Origin of the sequence: Oceanimonas smirnovii ATCC BAA-899, from assembly GCF_000381965.1 — a bacterium.
In the GTDB taxonomy this organism is placed as follows: Bacteria; Pseudomonadota; Gammaproteobacteria; order Enterobacterales; family Aeromonadaceae; genus Oceanimonas; species Oceanimonas smirnovii.
Window position 1 is genome coordinate 1 of the sequence record NZ_KB908458.1, and the last position, 22,600, is coordinate 22,600.

Consider the following 22,600-nt stretch of genomic DNA (forward strand, 5'->3'; position numbering starts at 1 on the left):
TTGTGACCGTTGGCGTGTTGCCCCGTGTCAGTGGATGCGCATTATAGGGAGCCGCGATTTTTGCGCAAGGGCTTTTTGCGGAAAAATCACTACTGCCGGCTCAAGTGCTTAACGGTTAACCAGAATGGTGAACTTTACCGCGCTTCGGTCAGTTGCCGTGCAAACTCCACCAGAGAAGGATAGACGCTTTGGGCCAGTTTTTCCCCTTCTGCGGTAATTTCCTTGCCGGTGCGTACCAGCACGGGATGGCCCACACCGGCGGCAATGGCCGCATTCATGTCCGATACCTTGTCGCCCACCATATAGGAAGCGGCCATGTCGATGCCGAGTTCTTTGGCTGCATCCAATAACATGCCCGGTGCCGGCTTGCGGCAGTCACAGGCCTTGGTGTTCGGACCGTTACCGGCAGAAGGATGATGAGGACAGAAATAGATGCCATCGAGATCGACGCCTCTGTCGGCCAGAGACCAGTCCATCCACTCGGTCAGACGCATAAAATCGTCTTCGCTGAACAGTCCCCGGGCAATACCGGACTGATTGGTAACCACTACCAGCAGGTAGCCCTTTTCCTTAAGCAAGCGAAGGGCGTCGATCACCCCGTCAATAAAAATGAAATCGTCAGAATGGGAGACATAACCGCTGTCTTGGTTGATGACACCGTCCCGGTCGAGAAAAATCGCTGGCTTTGCCACTGTAATACCTGCCTTTAGTCAATTGTTACCGAACGCATGGTAGCACAGGGCTGGCGGGCACCTGAGTCAATTTCAGCGGCATAATGGCAGGCGACTTTATGCTCACTGCCTTGCAGCATTGGCACTTCCTGAGCACAACGATCACCGGCGTAAGGGCAACGGGTTCGAAAATGACAGCCACTGGGCGGGCTGGCAGGAGATGGCAGTTCGCCGCTGAGCATGACGGGTTCTCGCCGAACTCTGGGATCCGGCCGGGGAATGGCCGAGATTAACACTCGTGTATAGGGGTGCATTGGCTGCCGGTAGAGCGCTTCCGCCGGTGCCTGCTCCACAATCCGCCCCAGATACATAACGGCGATATGATCCGACACATGCTTCACCACCGACAGATCATGAGCGATGAACAACATGGCCAGGCCTCGTTCCTGCTGCAACGATAACAGCAGGTTAAGGATCTGCGACTGTACCGACACATCCAGCGCCGATACCGCCTCATCACACACCAACAAGCGCGGGTTGAGCGCCATTGCCCGGGCGATACCAATGCGCTGACGCTGTCCGCCGGAAAACTCATGAGGAAAGCGATCCAGTGCAGAGGCTGGCAGCCCAACCCGTTCCAGCAACTCTGCCGCCCAGATCTGACGCTCGCGCCAGCTACCTGTTTTGTGAATAACAAACGGTTCCTGCAGCAGGGTGCCGATGGTATGGCGGCCATTTAAGGATTCTTGCGGATCCTGAAATACCATCTGCATTTCACGCCGCAGGGGCTGCATTTGCCGGCGGCTGTAGCCGGTGATGTCGGTGCCATCATAGATGATGCGCCCTGAGGTGGGCTCATGCAGCTTGAGCAAAGCCCGGGCCAGAGTAGATTTGCCACAACCAGACTCTCCCACCAGCCCCAGCGTTTCTCCGGCTTTCAGTTCAAAGCTGATGCCATCCACAGCATAGAGTTTTTTCCCCGAACGCAACAAACCACCGCCAAGGGTAAAATGCTGAGTCAGCTGCTCTAACTGCAGCAGTGCCGTCATAATGCCAGCTCCCGCCAATGGTGACACCAGACCTGATGCCCGTCTCCTGCCTGCTCCCGGGCCGGTTGAGTAGTGCACACTTCGCTGCTGTACGCGCAGCGATTGGCAAAGCGACAGCCAGCCGGTAGCTGCTCCAAAGAGGGTACCTGCCCGGGAATCACCGGCAGCTCGGTTTTACTTTGACGGTCCAGCCGGGGAATGGATGCCAGCAGCCCCTGGGTATAGGGATGTCGCGGACGTTCGAACAGATCAAGCACACTGGCTTGCTCAGCGCTGCGACCGGCATACATCACCAACACCTGATCGCAGATCTGGGCTACCACACCCAGATCATGAGTGATAAAGATCACCGCCATATTGTTTTGCTGTTGCAGCTCGTCAATAAGATGCAGAATCTGCGCCTGCATGGTCACATCCAGCGCCGTTGTGGGCTCATCGCAGATCAACAAGTCCGGTTCACAGGCCAGCGCCATGGCTATCATTACCCGCTGACGCATACCTCCCGACAGCTGATGAGGGTACGCATTCAAGCGGGCCTCAGCTTCGGAAATGCCAACCTTATTGAGCATGTTTAACGCGGCTTCCCGCCGTTGTGTCTTGTTCAGCTCAGGCCGATGCAGATCATAAACTTCGGTCAGCTGGCGACCGATTGTATGCACCGGGTTCAGCGCCGTCATCGGATCCTGAAATATCATGGCAATCTTGTTGCCCCTCAGCCGATAACGCGCTTTTGGGCTCAGAGTCAGCAGATCTGCTCCCTGAAACAAAGTCCGGCCACCTTCCACTTTCCCTGCCGGTTGCGGCAGCAGGCCCAGCAGGCTGAGGGCAGTCACACTCTTGCCACAGCCCGACTCACCCACCAGCCCCAGGGTCTGACCCGGTGCCAGCGAAAAACTGACGTCATCCACCACGCGAAAGCGGCCCGCTTCGGTGGTAAAACTGACCGCCAGGTTGTCCACTTCCAGCAATGCCGTCATTGGCTTTCAGGCCTCCGCCAGGTTTCCACCACGTCCAGTACCGGCTCGTATTTTTTGCCCCCGGCCTTGATCTCTGCCTGCAGCTGTTCATCAATCCAGAACAGACCGCCGGTGCTGTAAGGATAGCCTTCCATCGGCCAGAATAAGGACGGCGAATGCCGCGTACCCTTGCTCTCGGGCAGTTTCACATAACGCCAGTAGGCTTCCCGGGTATAAGGCACCTGATAGCCGGGAATAAAGATGGCCAGCTCGTGCACCCGGCGCTGAATTTTCCGGGAAACGGCCGCCTTGGCATCCAGGTCCATGGTACGACGATATTCCTCGATTAACCGGTCGAGCTCCGCATCGCTGACATTGAACAGGTTGTTGGTCTGGGGCTTGTTGGCATTAAGAGAGTGAAAGAACTCCCAGTACTGGGGGTAAAGACCGCCGCCGCCCCAGCCCAGCCAGGCGGCTTCATGCTTTTTCTCCAGCATCGACTTGAAGCCGGTGGCACCGTCTACCAGGTTCAGTTGCAAGTCCAGCCCGGCCTTGCGCGCCTCTTCCCGCAGAATGGCCAGACGGGCAGTATGTTCCTGAGTGGTGTAAGTCACCGCCAGACTGAGCCGATCGCCTGTGGCATTAAGCAGAATACCGCCCGGCCCCTGACGATCGTAGCCGGCCTCGGCAAACAGGGCTCTGGCCTTGTTAATGTCGTACTCCCGGGCGCGAATATCGTAGTTGGTAAAGTCACCATAACCGGTGCCAAAACTATTCATACGCTCGTAATCACCGCGCAGTATGGTCTCCAGCATGCGCTGCATATTAATGGCATGAGCAATGCCCTGCCGCACCCGGACATCAGCCAGCCTGGGATGAGCCGTGTTCAGATGAAACCCCTGCGCACCCTGTTGCATATCGTTATAGAACCAGATGCGATTAATAAGACCATCGCGGTATTCTGGAGTGTTGGTTTTGTCGTGCCACCATTCCGGCAGGATCAGACCAAAAGTATCCACATCGCCGCGCAGAAAATGGCGGTAGGCAATATTCAGATCCCGCACTACGGTGAGCCGGATTTCATCCACGTTAAAGCGATGTTTGTAATAGGTGAGTTCATTGCCCCACCAGTCGTCCAGCCGTTTAAAGGTAATGGAGCGGCCGCGCTTGACGTCACTGATCACGTAGGCACCGGTCACCGGCACCACTTCCCAGTTATAACGACGCACCCAGTCTTCACTCATTTCATAAAAATGCGCGGGCTGGGGCACCAGCCCCAGCGTATTGAGCAGCTCGCGCCGGCTCTTGGGGCTGCCGGCGGTCACCGAAATGGTGTGGTCATCATATTTGGTCACATCGGTAATTTCTTCGGTGAAGTAGTTGTTATACCATGGGGCCCGAATCACCTTGGAGCGCATAAATTCCAGCGCAAACAGAAAATCATCAGCAGTAACCGGCTCGCCATCGGACCAGCGAGCGTCCGGATTCAGCCTGAAATACATGGTGCGGTTGTCATCACCAAAGGCCCAGTGAGTGGCCAGCGCTGGTATGGGATTATCGGTTTGTGGATGCAGGGCATAGAGACCAAGCTGATTTTCCAGCACAAAAGACCGGAACGAAGTATTGGAGTCGGGCCCTACGGTGCGAAAGGTGAGCGGAAAGCTCATCAGCGTCATATTAAAGCGTCCGCCCCGCTTGGCTTCAGGGGAAGCAAAAATGGGATCCGCAGTATTGGTTTCCCATTCCAGATTATCGGGCAGCTCAGCGGCCTGCAGACTCAGGGCCAGGCTGAAAGATGCGAGCATTGCCAGCAGTTTGTTCATGCAGTCCTCACCTATTCGTATCGGGAAAAATGTTTGGGATCAAAGGCCTCACGAATGGCCTCACCAATAAAGGAAACATTGATCAGCACCAGCGACACCGCGCTGACCACCGACGCTACTATCCAGGGGGAGTCCAGGTGGTTCACGCCCTGACGCAGCAGCTCCCCCCAGCTGGGAGTGGGCGGCGGCAGGCCAAAACCGAGGTAATCCAGCGCCGTAAGCAGGGAAATATTGGCTACCACGGTAAAGGGGGCCAGGGTGACGATCATCATCAGGGTATTGGGCAGAATATGGTGCACGATAATACGCACAGTGCCTGCCCCCTGGGCCCGGGCCGCCAGCACATAATCCCGGGCCTTTTCCTTGTAGGTCAGGGTACGCATATACCAGGTGATGCCCATCCAGCCAAACAGCACGTTGATGGCCACAAACAGGGCAAAGTTGGGCTGAGTAATCGACACCAAAATCATGATCACATACAGAAACGGCACCTGCGACCAGATCTCGATAAAACGCTGAAACAATAAATCAAAACGCCCGCCCAGAAAGCCCATCAGGCAGCCGAGCATCACGCCAATCACATAGCTGGCGGTCAGTGCAATAAAGGCAAAGCCCACGGCGGTGCGAAAGCCGTAAACCAGCCGCGCCACTATGTCCCGGCCCGAGCTGTCGGTGCCGAGAAAATGCCGGCTGGCAAGGCTGGGAGCCGTGGGCGGATAGCCGTTACCGCTGTAATCCTGCTCGTAAGGACTCCAGGGCACCAGCGGCAGCAGCACCCAGTTGCCGGGCTGTTCGCTCAGCACTTGCTTCAGCTCCCGGTAGTCGGTTTCATACTGATAGCCAAGGCCAAAGGTGTTGCCGGTGATCACGGCCCCATAGGTGGGAAAGTACAGCTGCCCCTCATACTTCACCAGCAGCGCCCGATTGCTGACCCACAGCTCGGCGGCGGCGGCCAGCAGCACCATCACCATAAAAATGATAAAGGCGTAGTAACCGCGTTTAATGCTGCGAAAGCGGCGCAGTTTCTTTTTGGTCACATCGGAAAGCAGCCTAGCCATCGAACCTCACTCGCGGATCCACCAGCGCCACGCAGATGTCCGACAATATATTGCCCAGCAGCATCAGCAGTGACGTCACCGCCAGTATGCCCATCACCACAGGGTAGTCCCGCTCCACCACCGCCTCGTAGCCGAGCAGGCCAAGGCCGTCGATATTAAAGATCACCTCAATCAGAAAGGAGCCGGCAAAAAACACCGAAATCACGTTGCCGAAATGGCTGGCAATGGGGATCAGGCTGTTGCGCAGGGCATGGCGAGTGACCGCCTTGCGAAACGGTAACCCCTTGGCCACGGCGGTGCGCACATAGTCTGCCGACAGGTTTTCCATCAGGCTGTTTTTCATGGTCATGGTGAGCACGGCAAAGTCGCCGATGGCATAGGCAATCAGCGGCAGCAGGGCATGATGAAACAGGTTCAGGGTTTTGGGCCAGAAGCCCTCAAGATAGTAGAAGTCGTCCCCCACAAAGCCCCCCATGGGAAACCAGCCCAGCTGAAAGGCAAACACCGTCAGCAGAAAAATGCCCACCACATAGGCCGGCAGGGCGTAACCGGCATAGATAAACATGGAGCTGACACTGTCGAAACGGCTGTTGTGTTTAAGCGCCTTGAGAATGCCCAAGGGAATGGACACCAGGTAACTGAGAATAAAAGTGCTGATGCCAAAAAAGGCCGAGACTGGCAGCCGCTCTTTTATCAGCTCCCACACCGGCAGGTAGTAGCGGGTAGATTCTCCCAGATCGAGGCGCACCAGCTTGCCCAGCCATTCCAGATAGGCTTCTCCCACCGGCTTGTCGAGACCATAGAAAGCTTTCAGCTCTTCAATTTGATCGGCAGACAGCACCTGTCCGCCCCGGCTGCTCTGGCTGAACTCACTGCTTGCCATCTGGCTTTCCATCAGCATGCGCTCTACCGGGCCGCCGGGCACAAAGCGGGTAATGGCAAACACCACCAGGGTAATGCCTAAAAAGGTGGGGATAAGCAGCAATAATCGACGCAGAAAATACTGGCCCATCGGATTCCTTGTATTCGTTCCCTGAAAAAGAATAAGTGTCTGCTGGCTTATCACAGCAGACAACGCACTGTCAGAAGCAATAGCAGGGATTACCGGATTCGACCGTCAAATGCCATGGATGGCATTTGCCGAGCGCCACATGGATGTGCTCGCAGCGTGTCGAAGAAGGTAACCCTGCTAGTGCTTCGCTCAGACAACGCTGATGCTGAGCCTCTTGCCGCCAGCTTACGGCTTATCGTTATCTTTTACATCTTATATCAAGGCATTGGCATCGGGCCAAGGCAAAGGCATATGTTTCATTGTGGCAGCCTTACCGGTAAATACTCGTTGACGCAGACGTCCAGACGGCTTAGCATTCTCTGCCATCAGTCATGATGACATGACTTGTCCCTGTTCTTACGCTGTTTACGCAGTGGATAACCATACCGGAAGGCTCATCCTCCGATGATCAAACTAACCAATATTACCAAACGCTACGGAACAGGCGACTCCGCCGTTCACGCCGTGAAAAACGTGGATCTGGAGGTTGCTGCCGGCCAGATTATGGGCGTTATCGGCGAATCCGGTGCCGGCAAAAGCACCCTGATCCGTTGTGTTAATCTGCTCGAGCGCCCCACCGAGGGCAGCGTGCACGTAGACGGTAACGATCTGACCGCCATGAGCGGTACCGAACTGTCCCGCGCCCGCCGCAATATCGGCATGATTTTTCAGCACTTCAACCTGTTGTCATCCCGCACCGTGTTCGACAATATCGCTCTGCCTCTGGAGCTGGCAGGCAACTCAAAGGCCGAGATCAAACAGCGGGTGAACGAACTGCTGGAGCTGGTCGGCCTGTCTCACCGTGCCCATGCCTACCCCAATGCGCTGTCGGGCGGTCAGAAGCAACGAGTGGCCATTGCCCGGGCACTGGCACCGGCCCCCAAGGTACTGTTGTGCGACGAAGCCACCTCGGCGCTGGATCCGCAGACCACCCAGTCCATTTTGGCGCTGCTGAAAGAGCTCAATCAACGTCTGGGCCTCACTATATTGCTGATCACTCACGAGATGCAGGTGGTCAAATCTATCTGTGACAAGGTCGCCATTATCAATGACGGTGAACTGATTGAGCAGGGTGACGTGGCCTGGTTCTTTGCCAATGCTCAGACTGATCTTGCCCGGCGCTTTATTGCTTCCACCATTAATCTGGATATTCCCGAGGAATATCAGCAGCGGCTGTCGGCTGTGCAGGAGCCAGGTGCCCTGCCCCTGGTGCGGCTGGGCTTTACCGGGGAAACCGTGGACACACCGCTGATCTCCATTTTAAGCCGGGAACTGAGCGTGGATGTAACCATTCTCAGTGCCGATATCGAATATGCCGGCGGCGTAAAATTTGGCTTTATGCTGGCAGAGCTGGACGGTGCACCAGAACAGACTCAGGCTGCCATGACCTATTTGAACGAACACAAAATTCAGCTGGAGTTACTCGGTTATGTCCGACGCCATGATTAATCTGCTGCTCTCGGCACTCTGGGAGACCCTGATCATGACCTTTGGCTCGGGCGCTATTGCCTGCGCCCTGGGCCTGCCACTGGGCATTGCCCTGCATGTGAGCAAGCCCGGTCAGATCTGGGAAAACAAGGCTTTTAACAAAATACTGGGAACCGTGGTCAACATAGGTCGCTCCGTGCCCTTTATCATTCTGCTGGTGGCCATTATTCCCTTTACCCGGCTGGTGGTGGGCACCAGCATCGGCACCTGGGCTGCCGTGGTGCCGCTGACCGTGGCTGCCATTCCCTTTGTGGCCCGGCTGATGGAAGGGGCCCTGATGGAAGTGCCGTCAGGGCTGGTGGAAGCGGCGCAGGCCATGGGCGCGCGCCGGCTGCAAATTGTGTATAAGGTATTGCTGCCCGAGGCCCTGCCGGGCATGCTCAATGGCATTATCATCACCCTGGTCACCCTGGTGAACTACTCGGCCATGGCCGGTGCCGTGGGTGGCGGTGGCCTGGGAGATGTGGGTATTCGTTACGGCTACCAGCGCTTTGATCCGCAAATTATGCTGATTACCGTGGTCATTCTGGTGGTACTGGTACAAATCATTCAGAGCGCCGGCGAACGGCTGGTAGCTCGAATGGATCGTCGCTGAGTTTTCTTTATCAAGGAGTGCAATATGAAAGCAGGACTGAAATCATTCGCTACCCTGGGTCTGCTGGCTTCGGCCCTGGCGCTGGCCGGTTGTGGTGAACAGAACGAACAAACTACCGCCGAAGCCGAAGCTGCCAAGCCGCTGCGCCTGGGTGTGATTGCCGGTGCCGAGGAGCAGGTAGCCGAAGTGGCAGCCAGGGTCGCCAAAGAGCAATACAACCTGGAAGTAGAGCTGGTCTCCTTCAGCGACTACGTGACTCCCAACGTGGCCCTGAGCGACGGCAGCCTCGACATCAACGCCTTTCAGCACAAGCCTTACCTCGACAAGCAGATTGCTGACCGTGGTTATGAGCTGGTACCGGTGGGCAACACCTTTGTATATCCCATTGCCGCCTACTCCAGGGTAGTCAAGTCGCTGGATGAACTGGCCGACGGTGCCAAAGTGGCCGTGCCCAACGACCCCACCAACCTGGGCCGCAGCCTGCTGCTGCTGGAGCAGCAGGGTCTGATTGAAGTGGATGATGCCGTAGGCCTGGAAGCCACTCCCCTGAACATTACCGGCAATCCCAAAAACCTCGACATTATCGAGCTGGAAGCACCGCAGCTGCCCCGCTCGCTGGATGACGTGGCCTTTGCAGTGATCAACACCACCTATGCGTCACAAATCGACCTGCTGCCCGGCCGCGACAGCCTGTTTGTGGAAGACAAGGAGTCACCCTACGTTAACCTGATTGTATCCCGCAAAGATAACCAGAATGACGAGCGTATTCAGACCTTCGTCAAGGCGTATCAGAGCGAAGAGGTCTATCAGGCCGCACTGGAGCTGTTCAAAGGCGGTGTGGTAAAAGGCTGGTAAGTTACTGCTCACTTTATCTTCAGGGCCACGGCATGCCGTGGCCCTTTTTTATGGTTGCTGCCATAATGCGATATTTACTCACCTGCGCAGGACGGATTTATGCTCAACTGGTATCTTGCCCATTGCCGGCCCCGGGAAGAAGAGCGGGCGCTGCTTCATCTTGAGAACCAGAATGTGGAGTGTTTCTGTCCGTTTGTGGAAGCTAAACGTATCATTCGTGGTAAACGCATAGTCCGCAATGAAGCCCTGTTTTCCGGTTATGTGTTTTTGCGGGCCAACCTGAAAAAAATCAGCGCTACTTCTCTGCGTTCCACTCGCGGTGTCCGTAATCTGGTGCGCTTTGGCGACACTCCCTGCGTGGTGCCCGACGAACTTATTTTTGAGCTGATGTGCCGCACCGGAGACCCGCGTCTGCAGAACAAACTCAGCGATCTGCCCCAATGCGGCGACAGAGTCACCATTCACAGCGGTCCCTTTGCCGGTATGGAAGCCATCTATCAGGAAGCAGACGGCGATCATCGTGCTCTGTTGCTGATCAGCCTGCTGCAAAGTGAAACACGCGGCAGTTTTGCCAATACCGAATTTACCCCCCAGCCTAAATAAGCCCTTAACGATGCTCCAGTACCAGGACTCTGTGATATTGCAGAGGCCGGTATTCCTCCAGGTTATTATTTTCGGCAGGCCGCCACCAAAGTCCGGGAGAAAGTCTGAGGGGAAGCTCAAACATCAGTCGAATGCGGGATTCAAACTCGTCTTCGCTGTTATTCAGCACCGAGGTTTGTAACCGCAAAATACGCCAGGGTGCATAACTCAGCGACCACTGCCGGGAAGCGGCTGCCTTGTATTTATCACCACTGCCGAACAACTGCAGCTGACGGCCCTGCCACTGGTAGTAACGGCCACTAATGCTGAGCCCGGGCAGCGCACTGATATTACCCTCACCAAACCAGACTCTCCCCGCAGCGGGCCGCTCACCGGAATACCAGGGAGAAAGCGGGCGGTATTGTGCTGCGCCCAGACGTAAATCCTGATGCTGCATCCATAATAGAACGCCACCCCGTCTGTGATAGGTGTCATCCTGATAGTCAAACAGAGGCTGAAGGTGTAACTGATTGTCAGCCGGGAGATCACGGCGATAGTGCAAACCCAACTGATAGGTAAGCCGGTCGTCCCGGTAATCTATTCCCAGTTCACTGTTAAGCTGCCGGTTCACCGGAAGTGCCAGCTGAGTATTAGCCCTGGCATCACGATCAAACAAGGGTAATTGATAATCCCAGTACCAGTCACTGGGGTTCAGCCAGGGCAGCGCGGCCAGCTGGCTGGTGCCAAACGACAGAGTATCCTCAGCCAGCAGCTCGGTCTGGCTCAGCAGAAAACTGTCAATATCATCACTGGCAGCCGCTCTGGCAGCACTGGCCAGAGTCAGCAGCAACTCATCCGATTTGGGGGCAAGAGCAGGGTCGGGACGGCCCAGCACAGGCAAGGCCACTGAATCGGTAACGGGCAAGGTGGAAGTTCTGGCCGGCACCGGAGAAACCGCGCTCACATCGGTTCGCGGGGTTTTACGTGGTACTGACTTGTTTGGTACCCAAACCCAGTCTCCCGGTGCCAGCGGCACCAGAAAGCGCTCCCGGTTAAACTCAAATCGCAGCCGGCGTTCACTCAGCTGATAACGAGCCGCAAGCGCTCTCCAGCTCTCGCCTGCCACTACCTGATGCATCACCATCACTGGTCCGGCGGCCATGGCTGGCGTCATGATCAACAAACACAGCAGCAGGTAAAACCAACGCACCTGTCAGCCTCCAGCATTATTTATATCACGGTCTGGTATTCAGCTCTGAAGACCACACAGCAGCCGATATTCTTCCAGCACATAGGTATCTGTCATGCCACTGATAAAGTCCAGCAGCAGGCGCACGCGAAAATACCATTCCCGCTCGGCCTCACTTTCAAAAAAAGGTGCGCTTTGGCTGTCGCGCCGATAGGCCGCCAGGTGCCGTGCCGGTAACCGGTGAAACAGCCGGCGCAGCAGCTGGCCATTGGCATCGCGGCGGTTTTCAAGATCCACAAACTCGGCCGCAGACAATGTCAGCAAAGGCGCAAAAGCGTCGAGCACACCCTTGAGTGCGGCAAACCCTGCCAGCTCAAGCGATTCGACCTCACGACGGCGAAACACATGTTCGTGAGCAAAGCTTTTCAGCCACTGCAGCGCGTCGGCGGGAGCCTGCTCCGCCGCCAGCAGCGGCTGATCGTGCTCCCCCTCAAGAATGGCCTGTTGGTACAACATAAACTGCTCAGTAACCAACGGCAGCAAGTCTTGCCCCAGCCGCTCACGAAAGCGGCTGAAAAACCCCGGCTCCTGCACGCGGGAGCCCTGCCATAGCGTCTTCAAATAGTCGTTGCCGTTATTCAGCAGGGCTCGTTCCAGCTCGGCCAGGCTGAGCACCCCCCTGTCGACGGCATCCTCCAGATCCGCCACGCCATAGGCCATGTCATCGGCCGCTTCCATCAGAAATGTCAGCGGATGACGGCCCCGGGCGGTAGTGGGAAAAAGTTGCCGGATTTGCTGCACCAGCGGCCGCTCACTGAAAAAGTGTCCGGGTTTTTGCTGCCAGCGGCCGCCGGTTTTGGGCTGATAAGCACCGCGCACATATTTTTGCAGTGCTGCCAGCTGACTCAGGCTCAGATTCAGATCCTGCAGGGTATGCACCAGCCGAAGGCTCTGGGCATTCCCCTCAAACTGGCGTAAATCTGCCAGCAGCATAGGCCATTGCCGGGACGGCTCACCCACGGCCCGGCGAAACAAGCCCGGCAGCTGCTGTCCCAGCCAGTCAATCATAACCGCCTCGCCAAAATGTCCAAAAGGCGGATTACCCACATCGTGCAGCAGGCAGGCCATCTCCACCAGACTGACCAGCGCATCCCGCTCTACTTCAGGTTCAAGCTCAGCGGCCACCCTAAGTGCCAGCTGACGCCCGGTTTCCTTTACCTCCAGAGAATGAGTCAGGCGACTACGTACCGAGGCTTTTACGTCCAACGGAAACACCTGAGTCTTTTGCTGCAGCCGGCGTACCGGCGAGCACTGCACAATACGCGCCCTGTCTGCTTCTATTGCCTGCACTGTGGTTTCCGGTACAGAAGCAGGTCGTAACCGCTCAGCGCGGATCAGGTCTGCATAGCGACTCATACACGCAACTCCAGCCAGTGCCGCAATTCCGCCAGATCCGGCTCAAGCAGCCGTTCCAGTTCATTCACTCTGTCATCCAGCCGTTCCCACCAGTCGGGCAAATCCGGGCTTTGTATCTGCTGGGCCAGCAGCTGCACCCGCTTCAGCCCCACCGAACCCGCCGCCCCTTTTATTTTGTGAGCTTCTTCCACAATTTCCTGCTGCCGGCGTTCGGCAGTAACGCTTTTCAGCCGCGACAGATAATCACCCGCCATGGTGCCAAGCATATCCACACTGGACAGCAAGGCCGCAGCACCTACCGTCTCCACATAGTCCTGCAGAAAAACAGTATCCAGTACCGCGTCGTCCCGGGAAGCCTCAGCAACGGCAGAAGAGACCGCCCTTGCAGCCTTGCCGCAAGGTGGCTTATGACCAAAAAAACGGGCCAGAACGCCTTTGATGGCCTTGGACGAGAGCGGTTTGCTGATGGCATCATCCATACCGCCGGCCAGGTATTTCTGCTTGTCACTAATGACATTCGCTGTCAGCGCTACCAGCGGCGGCAATCTGGTTCCCTGCTGCTCAGCGTCTTGCCGCAGCCGGCCGGCGATATCAAAACCCGTCATGTCCGGCAGCTGAATATCCAGGAACACCAGATCAAACTGCTGCTCAGCCAGTAATGCAAAAGCTTCACCGCCGTTGCGGGCAACACTGACACTATGACCCAGTTTTTCCAGCAGAGCACAGGCCACGGTAATATTCAGCTCGACGTCTTCCACCAGCAATACAGACAAACAAGGCAGCTGGGCCAGCACAGGGTCGTCTTTGGGTGCCTGAGTGGTAGGCACGGTAATGGTAATACTGAAGCAGGAACCCTCCCCCGGCTCGCTGTCCAGTTCAATGGTGCCATGCATGGCTTCCACCAGCTGCTGTGACACTGCCAGACCAATGCCGGTGCCGGTAGCGTGTTTGCTGCCTTCAATCTGAAAATAGAGCGCAAATATCTTTTGCTGCAAGGCGGCAGGAATACCGATACCGGTATCTTCAATATCAAAGCGCAGAGTAACTTCTCCGGGGGTCAGTTCATCAGCCATACAACGAATGGTGACGCCACCGTCGTCAGTAAACTTGACCGCATTACCCACCAGATTCCACAGCACCTGACGTAACCGGGTGCCATCCGCCTCAATCCAGTCGGGTATGTCACCGTCCCGGTCAAAGTGCAGATACAGCCCCTTCTGCTCCGCCTGCAGCCGTGCCAGACTCTCCAGGTCATCAAGAAAGCCGGGCAAATCCATGGGTTCAGGTGCCAGCGTCAGCCGGCGGCGGTCCATTTTGTCGAGATCAATAATGTCATTAAAGATATTACCCAGGGTCACAGCGCTGAAGTGAATGGTCTTGAGATGCTGGCGCTGCTCGTCGCTGAGTTCAGTGGCCAGCAAAATACGGCTTAAGCCCACTATGCCGTTCAGCGGCGTACGCAGTTCGTGGCTGATGGTGGATATAAAAGTGGTTTTGTCCTGGCTCGCCTGCTCCAGCTCATTCTGATAGCGCTTGCGCTCGGTAATATCGCGGCCATAGCCCAACAGTCCCAGACGCTTGCCATCCCGATCAAAGAAGGGCACCTTGCGCAGCTCAAAGCAGGCTCGGCGGCCATCCGGATATTGCAACCACTGTTCGTAGGTTTGGGTTTCGTTGCGGGCAAAGACTTCTTTGTCGGTTTCTACTACTTTATCAGCCACGTCTTCCGGATACACATCGTAAGGAGTAAGGCCTATCAGCTCTTTTTCCGGCCGGCCGAGCAGATTTTCCATGGCCTTGTTACAGCCCGAAAATTCCTCCAGCTCATTACGGTAATACACCAGATCAGGTGAAGTATCGATAAAGGAGCGCAACAGTGCCGAGCGTTCCTGGGATTCCATCTGAGCTTTTTCCCGCTGAAACACTTCACTTTCCAGATCTTCAATGGCCTGCTGGCGGGCCGCCTGCGCCTTGCGGGTTTCTTCAATCTGACGATTAAGCAGCTCGATTTTTTCCTGCAACTCGCTGTTCAGCTCCTGATCCCGGTCGCGCATTTGCTGCAGCTTCTGCACCAGACGACTCAGCCGCTGGCGTGAATCCTCCAGCTGATCCACTACCACCGACAGAAAATACACCGCCCAGGGAGTGATCAGCAGGCCAAAGAAAATAGAGCGCACCATATCCACCGACTCTACCGAGCCACGCAGAAACAGGGTAACCCCCACCTGTATAAAGATGGCCAGCAGAATAATGCAGGCAGCCAGCAACATGCTGAAGCGGACTATGCCCAGCTTGGTCATCAGGTCCACATAGTACTGGGCCCAGGTTTTAATGGGTTTCATCAGGCTTTCCTTCGGCAACGGCAAGCTCAAAGAATACCGGCTCCGAAGTGCACTGTCATGTAGCCTGGCTGAATGATGTCTGCACCAAAAGAGGTAAATTTGACGTAACTCAGCGCCAGTCATTACCAAAGACGATCAATATAAGCCGGTACATTTAGCCGATATGCACCAAAATTGAACATGCAACCAGCTGAACACGGACCACTTTCCCGCCTATGCACTGGTATGGGGCAATTAATGCACCAATAAAATGCAGGAGTAAAATCAAGAAAAAGCGCCATTTTGTTGTAATAAAACAACAACTGGTGTGCATCACTTGCTTACGCCAAACATCAATAAAGAAAAGGATCAAAGGCACAAAAATCACATCAGGGCGGCATTAAACCCTAAACAAGCGCTTTTTACATTAAAAAAATCTGACATCAAGTCGCAGGACACGGTTACTTCGGAATGAAAACATTTCGTTGACCTCACAAAAAATTATCGATATTTTTGTAATTAAGCCACTTATGGCAACGGACGCTTCGACGCAGAATGCGCTGAGTAATACGCAGTCGCCCGGCCAGCAGCCGAGCAATGGAGGAAAGCAATGTCTCTTTATGACCCCACACTGGAAAAGGACAACTGTGGCTTTGGTCTGATCGCCCATACCGAAGGCGAAACCAGTCATAAGCTAGTGCGCCTTGCCATTTCGGCACTGGATCGTATGCAGCACAGGGGCGGTATTGCCGCTGACGGCAAAACCGGTGACGGTTGTGGCCTGCTGATGCAGAAACCCGACAGCTTCTTTCGCGCCGTGGCACAAGACAAGGGCTGGAGCCTGGGCCGTAAATATGCTGTGGGCATGCTGTTCCTCAACCCAGATGCCGCCCTGGCCGAGCAACACAGAGCCATTATTAACGAAGAGCTGGAGCGGGAAACCCTGAGCCTGGTGGGCTGGCGCGAGGTGCCGGTAAACCCGGGTGTGCTGGGCGAGATCGCCAAGGCTTCGCTGCCGCGCATTGAGCAGGTATTTGTTAACGCCCCTGCCGGCTGGGCCGAACAGGACATTGAGCGCCGCCTCTATATCGTGCGCCGCCGCATTGAAAAGCGCATCAGTGACGACTTTTTCTATGTGGTCAGCCTGTCCAACCTGGTGATGACTTACAAGGGCCTGTGCATGCCTGCGGATCTGCCCCGGTTCTACCTGGATCTGGCCGACATTCGCATGCAGTCTGCCATTTGCGTGTTTCACCAGCGCTTTTCCACCAATACTCAGCCGCGCTGGCCGCTGGCCCAGCCGTTCCGCTTTCTGGCCCACAACGGTGAAATCAATACCATCGGTGGTAACCGTCAGTGGGCCCAGGCCCGGGCCTACAAATTTGCCTCGCCGCTGCTGCCGGATCTGAAGGACGCCGCTCCCTATGTGAACACGTCAGGCTCCGACTCCTCCAGCCTCGACAACATGCTGGAGCTGTTCCTGGCCGGCGGCATGGACCTGTTCCGTGCCATGCGCATGCTGATCCCGCCCGCCTGGCAGAAAAACCCGGCCATGGACGAGGATCTGCGCGCCTTCTACGACTTCAACTCCATGCACATGGAGCCCTGGGACGGCCCTGCCGGCATAGTGATGTCCGACGGCCGCTTTGCCGCCTGTGCCCTGGACCGCAACGGACTGCGTCCGGCCCGCTATGTGCGCACCAAAGACGGCTTCATTACCCTGGCGTCGGAAATCGGCATCTGGGACTACACCCCGGACGAAGTGCTGGAAAAAGGCCGGGTCGGCCCAGGCGAGCTGTTCGTGGTAGACACCGCCAGCGGCAAGATCTGGAACAGCTTTGAAATCGATGACGATCTCAAAGGCCGCCACCCCTATAAGGAATGGATGACCAAACACAAACGCAAACTGGAGCGCTTTGAAGACCTGTCCGACGAACAGGCCGGCCAGCGCGAGCTGGACGAGCGACAACTGCGCACCTATCAGAAACTGTTCGGCTATTCCATGGAAGAGCTGGACCAGGTCATTCGGGTGATGGGCGAAAACGGCCAGGAAGCGGTCGGCTCCATGGGGGACGACGCCCCCATGGCGGTGCTGTCCAGCCGGGCCCGCTCCGTCTATGACTATTTTCGCCAGATGTTTGCCCAGGTGACCAACCCGCCCATCGATCCGCTGCGGGAAAATCACGTTATGTCTCTGGCTACCCTGATCGGCCGGGAGCAGAACGTGTTTAACGAAACCCATGGCCATGCCAACCGGGTTCAGTTTGAGTCACCCATTCTGCTGTACTCCGACTTTCATCAGCTGATGCAGCTGGATCAGTCCGAGCACAAACACTGCGTGCTGGATCTGAACTTTGAGCCGGCCGAAGGCCTGAAGGCGGCCATCGAGCGGCTGTGTGAAGAAGCCACCACCGCCGTGCGCGACGGCGCCGTGCTGCTGGTGCTGAGTGACAGAGCCATTCGCGAAGACCGGCTGCCGATCCCCGCCGCCATGGCGGTGGGCGCAGTACAACGCACCCTGGTGGAAGCCAACCTGCGCTGCGACTCCAACATCATAGTAGAAACCGCCAGCACGCGGGATCCGCACCAGTTCGCCGTGCTGCTGGGCTTTGGCGCCACCGCCATCTACCCCTATCTGGCCTACGAGACCCTGGCCCGCCAGGTGGCCGACGGCGTGCTGAACATGCCCCTGCGCCAGGCGCTGCTGAACTTCCGCAACAGCATCAACAAGGGCCTGTACAAGGTGATGTCCAAAATGGGCATCAGCACCGTCGCCTCTTACCGCTGCTCCCAGCTGTTTGAAGCCATCGGCCTGCACGACGAGGTGGTGGAACTGTGCTTCAAGGGAGTGTCCAGCCGTATTCAGGGCGCCGCCTTTGAAGATTTCCAGCAGGACCTGTTCAACCTGAGCAAGCTTGCCTGGATTGCCCGCAAGCCCCTGAACCAGGGCGGCCTGCTCAAATACGTGCATGACGGTGAATATCACAGCTACAACCCGGACGTGGTTACCAGCCTGCAAAAGGCGGTGCGCTCCGGCAACTATGACGACTACAAGGTCTACGCCAGACTGGTGAACGAGCGTCCGGTGGCCACCCTGCGGGATCTGCTGACGCTGAAGCCCGCCGGTGCCGGTATTGACCTGAGTGAGGTGGAGCCTGCCAGCGAACTGTTCCCCCGTTTCGACAGCGCCGCCATGTCCATCGGCGCGCTGGGGCCGGAAGCCCACGAGTCGCTGGCCGTGGCCATGAACCGCCTGGGCGGGCAGAGCAACTCCGGCGAGGGCGGCGAGGATCCCCGCCGTTTCAACAGCCTGAAGAACTCCAAAATCAAGCAGGTGGCCTCAGGCCGCTTTGGCGTGACCCCGCACTACCTGATGAACGCCGAGGTCATTCAGATCAAGGTGGCTCAAGGGGCCAAGCCCGGCGAGGGCGGCCAGCTGCCCGGCCACAAGGTAACCGCCGAAATCGCCAAGCTGCGTTATGCGGTACCGGGGGTGACCCTGATCTCGCCGCCACCGCACCACGATATTTACTCCATCGAGGATCTGGCCCAGCTGATCTTTGACATCAAGCAGATCAACCCCGACTGCCTGGTGTCGGTGAAGCTGGTGTCCGAGCCCGGCGTGGGCACCATCGCCACCGGCGTGGCCAAGGCCTATGCCGATTTGATCACCGTGTCCGGTTACGACGGCGGCACCGGCGCCAGCCCGCTGACCTCGGTCAAGTACGCCGGCTCTCCCTGGGAGCTGGGCCTGGCCGAAACCCAGCAGGCGCTGGTGGCCAACGGCCTGCGCCACAAGGTCCGGCTGCAGGTGGACGGTGGTCTCAAAACCGGTCTGGACATCGTCAAGGCCGCCATTCTGGGTGCCGAGAGCTTTGGCTTTGGTACTGGCCCCATGGTGGCCCTGGGCTGCAAGTACCTGCGTATCTGCCACCTGAACAACTGCGCCACCGGCGTGGCCACCCAGGATGAAAAGCTGCGCAGGGATCACTTCCTCGGTCTGCCGGAGATGGTAGAGAACTATTTCAAGTTTATCGCCGAGGAAACCCGCGAGCTGATGGCGCAACTGGGTGTGAGCAAGCTGACCGACCTGATCGGCCGCACCGATCTGCTGCAAGCCCTGCCCGGCCTCACCGCCAAACAGCAAAAACTGGATCTGTCCGGCATTTTGGCCAAGCCCGAGCCCAAACCGGGCCTGGGTGTGTTCTGCCAGACCGGCAATCCCAACTTCGACAAGGGTGTACTCAACCTGAAAATAACCGAAGACGCCCTGCCTGCGGTGGAAAGCAAGACCGGCGGTAACTTCTATTATGCCATTCGCAACACAGACCGCTCGGTGGGGGCCCGTCTGTCCGGCGAAATAGCCAAACGTCACGGCAACCAGGGCATGGCAGCCGACCCGGTACGCATTCATCTGGACGGCACTGCCGGTCAGAGCTTCGGAGTGTGGAATGCCGGCGGTCTGGAGATGATCCTCACCGGAGATGCCAACGACTATGTAGGCAAGGGCATGACCGGCGGCAAGCTGGTGATCAAGTCTCATGTGGGCGTGGCCTTTGCCTCTCAGGACGCCACCCTGGCAGGCAACACCTGCCTCTATGGTGCCACCGGCGGTTACCTCTATGTGGCCGGCCGCGCCGGCGAGCGGTTCGCGGTGCGCAACTCCGGCGCCATTGCCGTGGTGGAAGGCCTGGGCGACAACGGCTGCGAGTACATGACCAGCGGCATTGTCACCGTGCTGGGCCGCACCGGCGTGAACTTCGCCGCGGGCATGACCGGCGGTTTTGCCTATGTGCTGGACGAAGACGATGATTTCGAGCTCAGAACCAACTTTGAGCTGGTTGAGCTGCTGGGACTGGACGAGCTGGTCATCCATCAGGAGCACCTGCGCGGCATTATTACTCAGCACCTGCAGGAAACCGGCAGCGACCGGGCACAGCAAATACTGGCCGACTTCGACCGTTACCTGCCCATGTTCAAGCTGGTCAAACCCAGGTCCAGCGATGTGAAATCCCTGCTGGGTCACCAGAGCCGCTCTACCGCCGAGCTCCGTGTCCACGCGCAGTAAAGGAAGATTGTGATGAGCCAGAACGTATTTCAGTTTATAGACGTACAACGTGTCGACCCGCCCAAGAAGCCCATCGGCACCCGTAAAATCGAGTTCGTGGAAATCTACGAACCTTTTTCCGACAGCCAGGCCAGCATGCAGGCCGATCGCTGCCTGGACTGCGGCAATCCTTACTGCGAGTGGAAGTGCCCGGTACACAACTACATTCCCAACTGGCTGAAGCTGGCCAACGAGGGACGCATCTTTGAGGCGGCGGATCTGTGTCACCAGACCAACAGCCTGCCCGAGGTATGCGGCCGGGTCTGCCCGCAGGACAGGCTGTGTGAAGGCTCCTGCACCCTGAACGACGAGTTCGGTGCCGTGACCATCGGTAATATAGAAAAGTACATCACCGACAAGGCCTTTGAGATGGGCTGGCGTCCGGACATGTCTCAGGTGGTGAAGACCGACAGAAAAGTCGCCATTATCGGTGCCGGCCCCGCCGGCCTGGCCTGTGCCGACATTCTGGCCCGTAACGGTGTGACCCCTGTGGTGTTTGACCGTTATCCGGAAATCGGTGGTCTGCTGACCTTCGGCATTCCGTCGTTCAAGCTGGAAAAGTCGGTGATGAGCCGTCGCCGGGAAATCTTCACCGAGATGGGGGTGGAATTCTGCCTTAATACCGAAGTGGGCAAGGACGTGTCCTTTCAAAGCCTGGTGGACGACTATGACGCCGTCTTCCTGGCCGTGGGTACCTACAAGTACCTGCGCGGCGGCCTTGCCAACGAGAACGCCGACGGCGTGTACGACGCCCTGCCCTTCCTGATCTCCAACGCTAACCGGGTGCTGGGCTTCGAGAAGCAGGCCGCCGACTACATCGACATGGCCGGCAAGAAGGTGGTGGTGCTGGGTGGTGGTGATACCGCCATGGACTGTGTGCGCACCTCCATTCGCCAGGGCGCCGACAACGTCATCTGTGCCTACCGACGGGACGAGGCCAACATGCCTGGCTCTCGCCGCGAGGTGCAGAATGCCCGGGAAGAAGGGGTGAACTTTATGTTCAACCTGCAGCCCACCGGCATTCGGGTGGACGACAATGGCCAGGTCACCGGCGTGGAAGTGGTCTCCACCCGGCTGGGTGAGCCCGACGCCAACGGTCGCCGCCGCCCCGAGCCGGTACCCGGCTCCGAGCAGGTGCTGGAGGCCGACGCCGTGATCATGGCCTTTGGCTTCCAGCCTCACGAGCAGCCCTGGCTGAAGGAATTTGGCATTGAGGCCGATCAGTGGGGCCGGGTCATCGCCCCCGAGCAGGCCGAGTTTGCCTACCAGACCAGCAACCCGCGCATCTTCGCCGGTGGTGACGCGGTACGCGGCTCGGATCTGGTGGTCACCGCCATCGCCGAGGGCCGCAAGGCTGCCGACGGCATCATGGACTATATCGGCGTGTAAGTTCGCTTGTCTTCATGTGCAAAGGCCGCTCACCGAGCGGCCTTTTTGTTTTAACTGTCGGTTGAGTCATGCAAATACGTCGGCCAAAGGGCACTGCTTCTTCGGCTCGCCGTAAACCCATCCCTGGGGGCTCCGTCGCGCCATCCTTGGCGCGAAGGGCACGCCGAAGCAGACACCCTTTGTCCTCCTTATTCACCACCGGGCTGTCTGTAGCTATTTGCTGGCAACCCTGCTGGTGCTTCGCAATCCACAAATCCACATCCAACAAACGAATTTAGGTGCTGTGCAATCGGCCTTTTAAGGTGATGGTGGTACACTTGCGGCCATCATTTTTGCGGGAATCAGTGTTATGACTATCGGAATTATCGGGGCCATGGAGCAGGAAGTAGCCGAGCTGCGCGCCCAGCTGGAAAACGCCACTACCACCACAGTAGGCGGCTGCGAGTTTTATCAGGGCCGACTTGCCGACAAGGAGGTGGTGATCACCCGCTCCGGTATCGGCAAGGTAGCCGCCAGCATTGCCACCACCTTGCTGCTGGAGCGCTTTTCACCCAAGTGCGTGATCAACACCGGCTCCGCCGGCGGCTTTGATCCGGCCCTGCATGTGGGCGATGTGGTGGTATCCAGCGAGGTGCGCTTTCACGATGTGGACGTGACCGCCTTTGGCTACGAAATGGGGCAGATGGCCCAGCAGCCGCCGGCCTTTACCGCCGATCCGGCGTTGATTGAACTGGCCCGGGAATGCCTCACCGGCCAGGATAACATCAATTCCGCCGTCGGCCTTATCTGTACCGGCGATCAGTTTATGCACCGGGAAGAGCAGCTGAACAAGGCGGTCACCGAGTTTCCGGCCATGAAGGCCTGCGAAATGGAAGCCGGTGCCATTGCTCAGGTGTGCCATCAGTTCAAGGTGCCCTTTGTGGTGGTGCGTGCCCTGTCGGACATTGCCGGCAAGGAGCAAGCCGAATCCTTTGAAGCCTTTCTGGACGTGGCGGCACGCCACTCTTCGGCCATGGTCAAGGCCATGGTACAGCGTCTGCCCGGCTAAGC

16 protein-coding genes are annotated in these 22,600 nt (G+C 57.4%); 7 read left to right on the plus strand and 9 right to left on the minus strand.

Annotated elements, in window-relative coordinates; translation table 11 throughout:
* Positions 1 to 134: 134 nt before the first annotated feature.
* Genes gmhB through G364_RS0106930 form a run of 6 tightly spaced genes read right to left on the minus strand, consistent with a single transcriptional unit; the run spans position 135 to position 6,569 of the window.
* A complete protein-coding gene (gene gmhB / locus G364_RS0106905; RefSeq protein WP_019934417.1) occupies positions 135 to 692 on the minus strand; it encodes a D-glycero-beta-D-manno-heptose 1,7-bisphosphate 7-phosphatase in 558 nt (185 codons plus the stop codon).
* Between the two features lie 14 nt (positions 693 to 706).
* Positions 707 to 1,720, minus strand: coding sequence for an ABC transporter ATP-binding protein (locus G364_RS0106910; protein WP_019934418.1), 1,014 nt, complete (start codon positions 1,718 to 1,720; stop codon positions 707 to 709).
* Complete coding sequence (locus tag G364_RS0106915) at positions 1,717 to 2,697, minus strand: ABC transporter ATP-binding protein (RefSeq protein ID WP_019934419.1); 981 nt, start codon at positions 2,695 to 2,697, stop codon at positions 1,717 to 1,719. The genes G364_RS0106910 and G364_RS0106915 overlap by 4 nt, the downstream gene beginning before the upstream one ends.
* Positions 2,694 to 4,499, minus strand: coding sequence for an extracellular solute-binding protein (locus G364_RS0106920; protein ID WP_019934420.1), 1,806 nt, complete (start codon positions 4,497 to 4,499; stop codon positions 2,694 to 2,696). Before G364_RS0106920 ends, G364_RS0106915 begins: the two co-directional genes overlap by 4 nt.
* An 11-nt stretch (positions 4,500 to 4,510) precedes the next feature.
* Positions 4,511 to 5,557 carry an ABC transporter permease gene (locus tag G364_RS0106925; RefSeq protein WP_019934421.1) on the minus strand — a complete coding sequence of 349 codons (1,047 nt, stop codon included), beginning with the start codon at positions 5,555 to 5,557 and terminating at the stop codon, positions 4,511 to 4,513.
* Positions 5,550 to 6,569: an ABC transporter permease subunit gene (locus tag G364_RS0106930; RefSeq protein ID WP_019934422.1), complete on the minus strand. Its 1,020-nt coding sequence runs from the start codon at positions 6,567 to 6,569 to the stop codon at positions 5,550 to 5,552. The genes G364_RS0106925 and G364_RS0106930 overlap by 8 nt, the downstream gene beginning before the upstream one ends.
* Positions 6,570 to 7,013: 444 nt before the next feature.
* Here G364_RS0106930 and metN point away from each other — a divergent pair, with 444 nt between their 5' ends.
* From metN to rfaH, 4 genes are all read left to right on the plus strand, one after another.
* Positions 7,014 to 8,057: a methionine ABC transporter ATP-binding protein MetN gene (gene metN / locus G364_RS0106935; protein ID WP_019934423.1), complete on the plus strand. Its 1,044-nt coding sequence runs from the start codon at positions 7,014 to 7,016 to the stop codon at positions 8,055 to 8,057.
* On the plus strand, positions 8,038 to 8,691 hold the full coding sequence (locus tag G364_RS0106940) for a methionine ABC transporter permease (RefSeq protein WP_019934424.1): 654 nt from the start codon (positions 8,038 to 8,040) through the stop codon (positions 8,689 to 8,691). Before metN ends, G364_RS0106940 begins: the two co-directional genes overlap by 20 nt.
* A 24-nt stretch (positions 8,692 to 8,715) precedes the next feature.
* A complete protein-coding gene (metQ, locus tag G364_RS0106945) occupies positions 8,716 to 9,546 on the plus strand; it encodes a methionine ABC transporter substrate-binding lipoprotein MetQ (protein WP_019934425.1) in 831 nt (276 codons plus the stop codon).
* 99 nt (positions 9,547 to 9,645) lie between these two features.
* Complete coding sequence (gene rfaH, locus G364_RS0106950) at positions 9,646 to 10,149, plus strand: transcription/translation regulatory transformer protein RfaH (RefSeq protein ID WP_019934426.1); 504 nt, start codon at positions 9,646 to 9,648, stop codon at positions 10,147 to 10,149.
* Between the two features lie 4 nt (positions 10,150 to 10,153).
* On the opposite strand, the gene G364_RS0106955 is transcribed toward rfaH, so the two are convergent.
* From G364_RS0106955 to arcB, 3 genes are read right to left on the minus strand one after another with little or no spacing between them, the layout of a single operon-like run.
* Positions 10,154 to 11,338, minus strand: coding sequence for an inverse autotransporter beta domain-containing protein (locus tag G364_RS0106955; RefSeq protein WP_019934427.1), 1,185 nt, complete (start codon positions 11,336 to 11,338; stop codon positions 10,154 to 10,156).
* Between the two features lie 39 nt (positions 11,339 to 11,377).
* Complete coding sequence (dgt, locus tag G364_RS0106960) at positions 11,378 to 12,733, minus strand: dGTPase (protein WP_019934428.1); 1,356 nt, start codon at positions 12,731 to 12,733, stop codon at positions 11,378 to 11,380.
* Positions 12,730 to 15,075 carry an aerobic respiration two-component sensor histidine kinase ArcB gene (arcB, locus tag G364_RS0106965; RefSeq protein WP_019934429.1) on the minus strand — a complete coding sequence of 782 codons (2,346 nt, stop codon included), beginning with the start codon at positions 15,073 to 15,075 and terminating at the stop codon, positions 12,730 to 12,732. Before arcB ends, dgt begins: the two co-directional genes overlap by 4 nt.
* A 589-nt stretch (positions 15,076 to 15,664) precedes the next feature.
* Here arcB and gltB point away from each other — a divergent pair.
* The 3 genes from gltB (at position 15,665) to mtnN (ending at position 22,598) form a co-directional block, all read left to right on the plus strand.
* Positions 15,665 to 20,122, plus strand: a complete 4,458-nt coding sequence (gene gltB, locus G364_RS0106970; RefSeq protein ID WP_019934430.1) for a glutamate synthase large subunit — start codon at positions 15,665 to 15,667, stop codon at positions 20,120 to 20,122.
* 12 nt (positions 20,123 to 20,134) lie between these two features.
* Positions 20,135 to 21,550, plus strand: coding sequence for an FAD-dependent oxidoreductase (locus G364_RS0106975; protein WP_019934431.1), 1,416 nt, complete (start codon positions 20,135 to 20,137; stop codon positions 21,548 to 21,550).
* A 349-nt stretch (positions 21,551 to 21,899) separates the two neighbouring features.
* Entirely contained in the window at positions 21,900 to 22,598 is a 699-nt protein-coding gene (gene mtnN, locus G364_RS0106980) for a 5'-methylthioadenosine/S-adenosylhomocysteine nucleosidase (protein ID WP_019934432.1), read from the plus strand.
* The last annotated feature ends 2 nt before the right edge of the window (positions 22,599 to 22,600 follow it).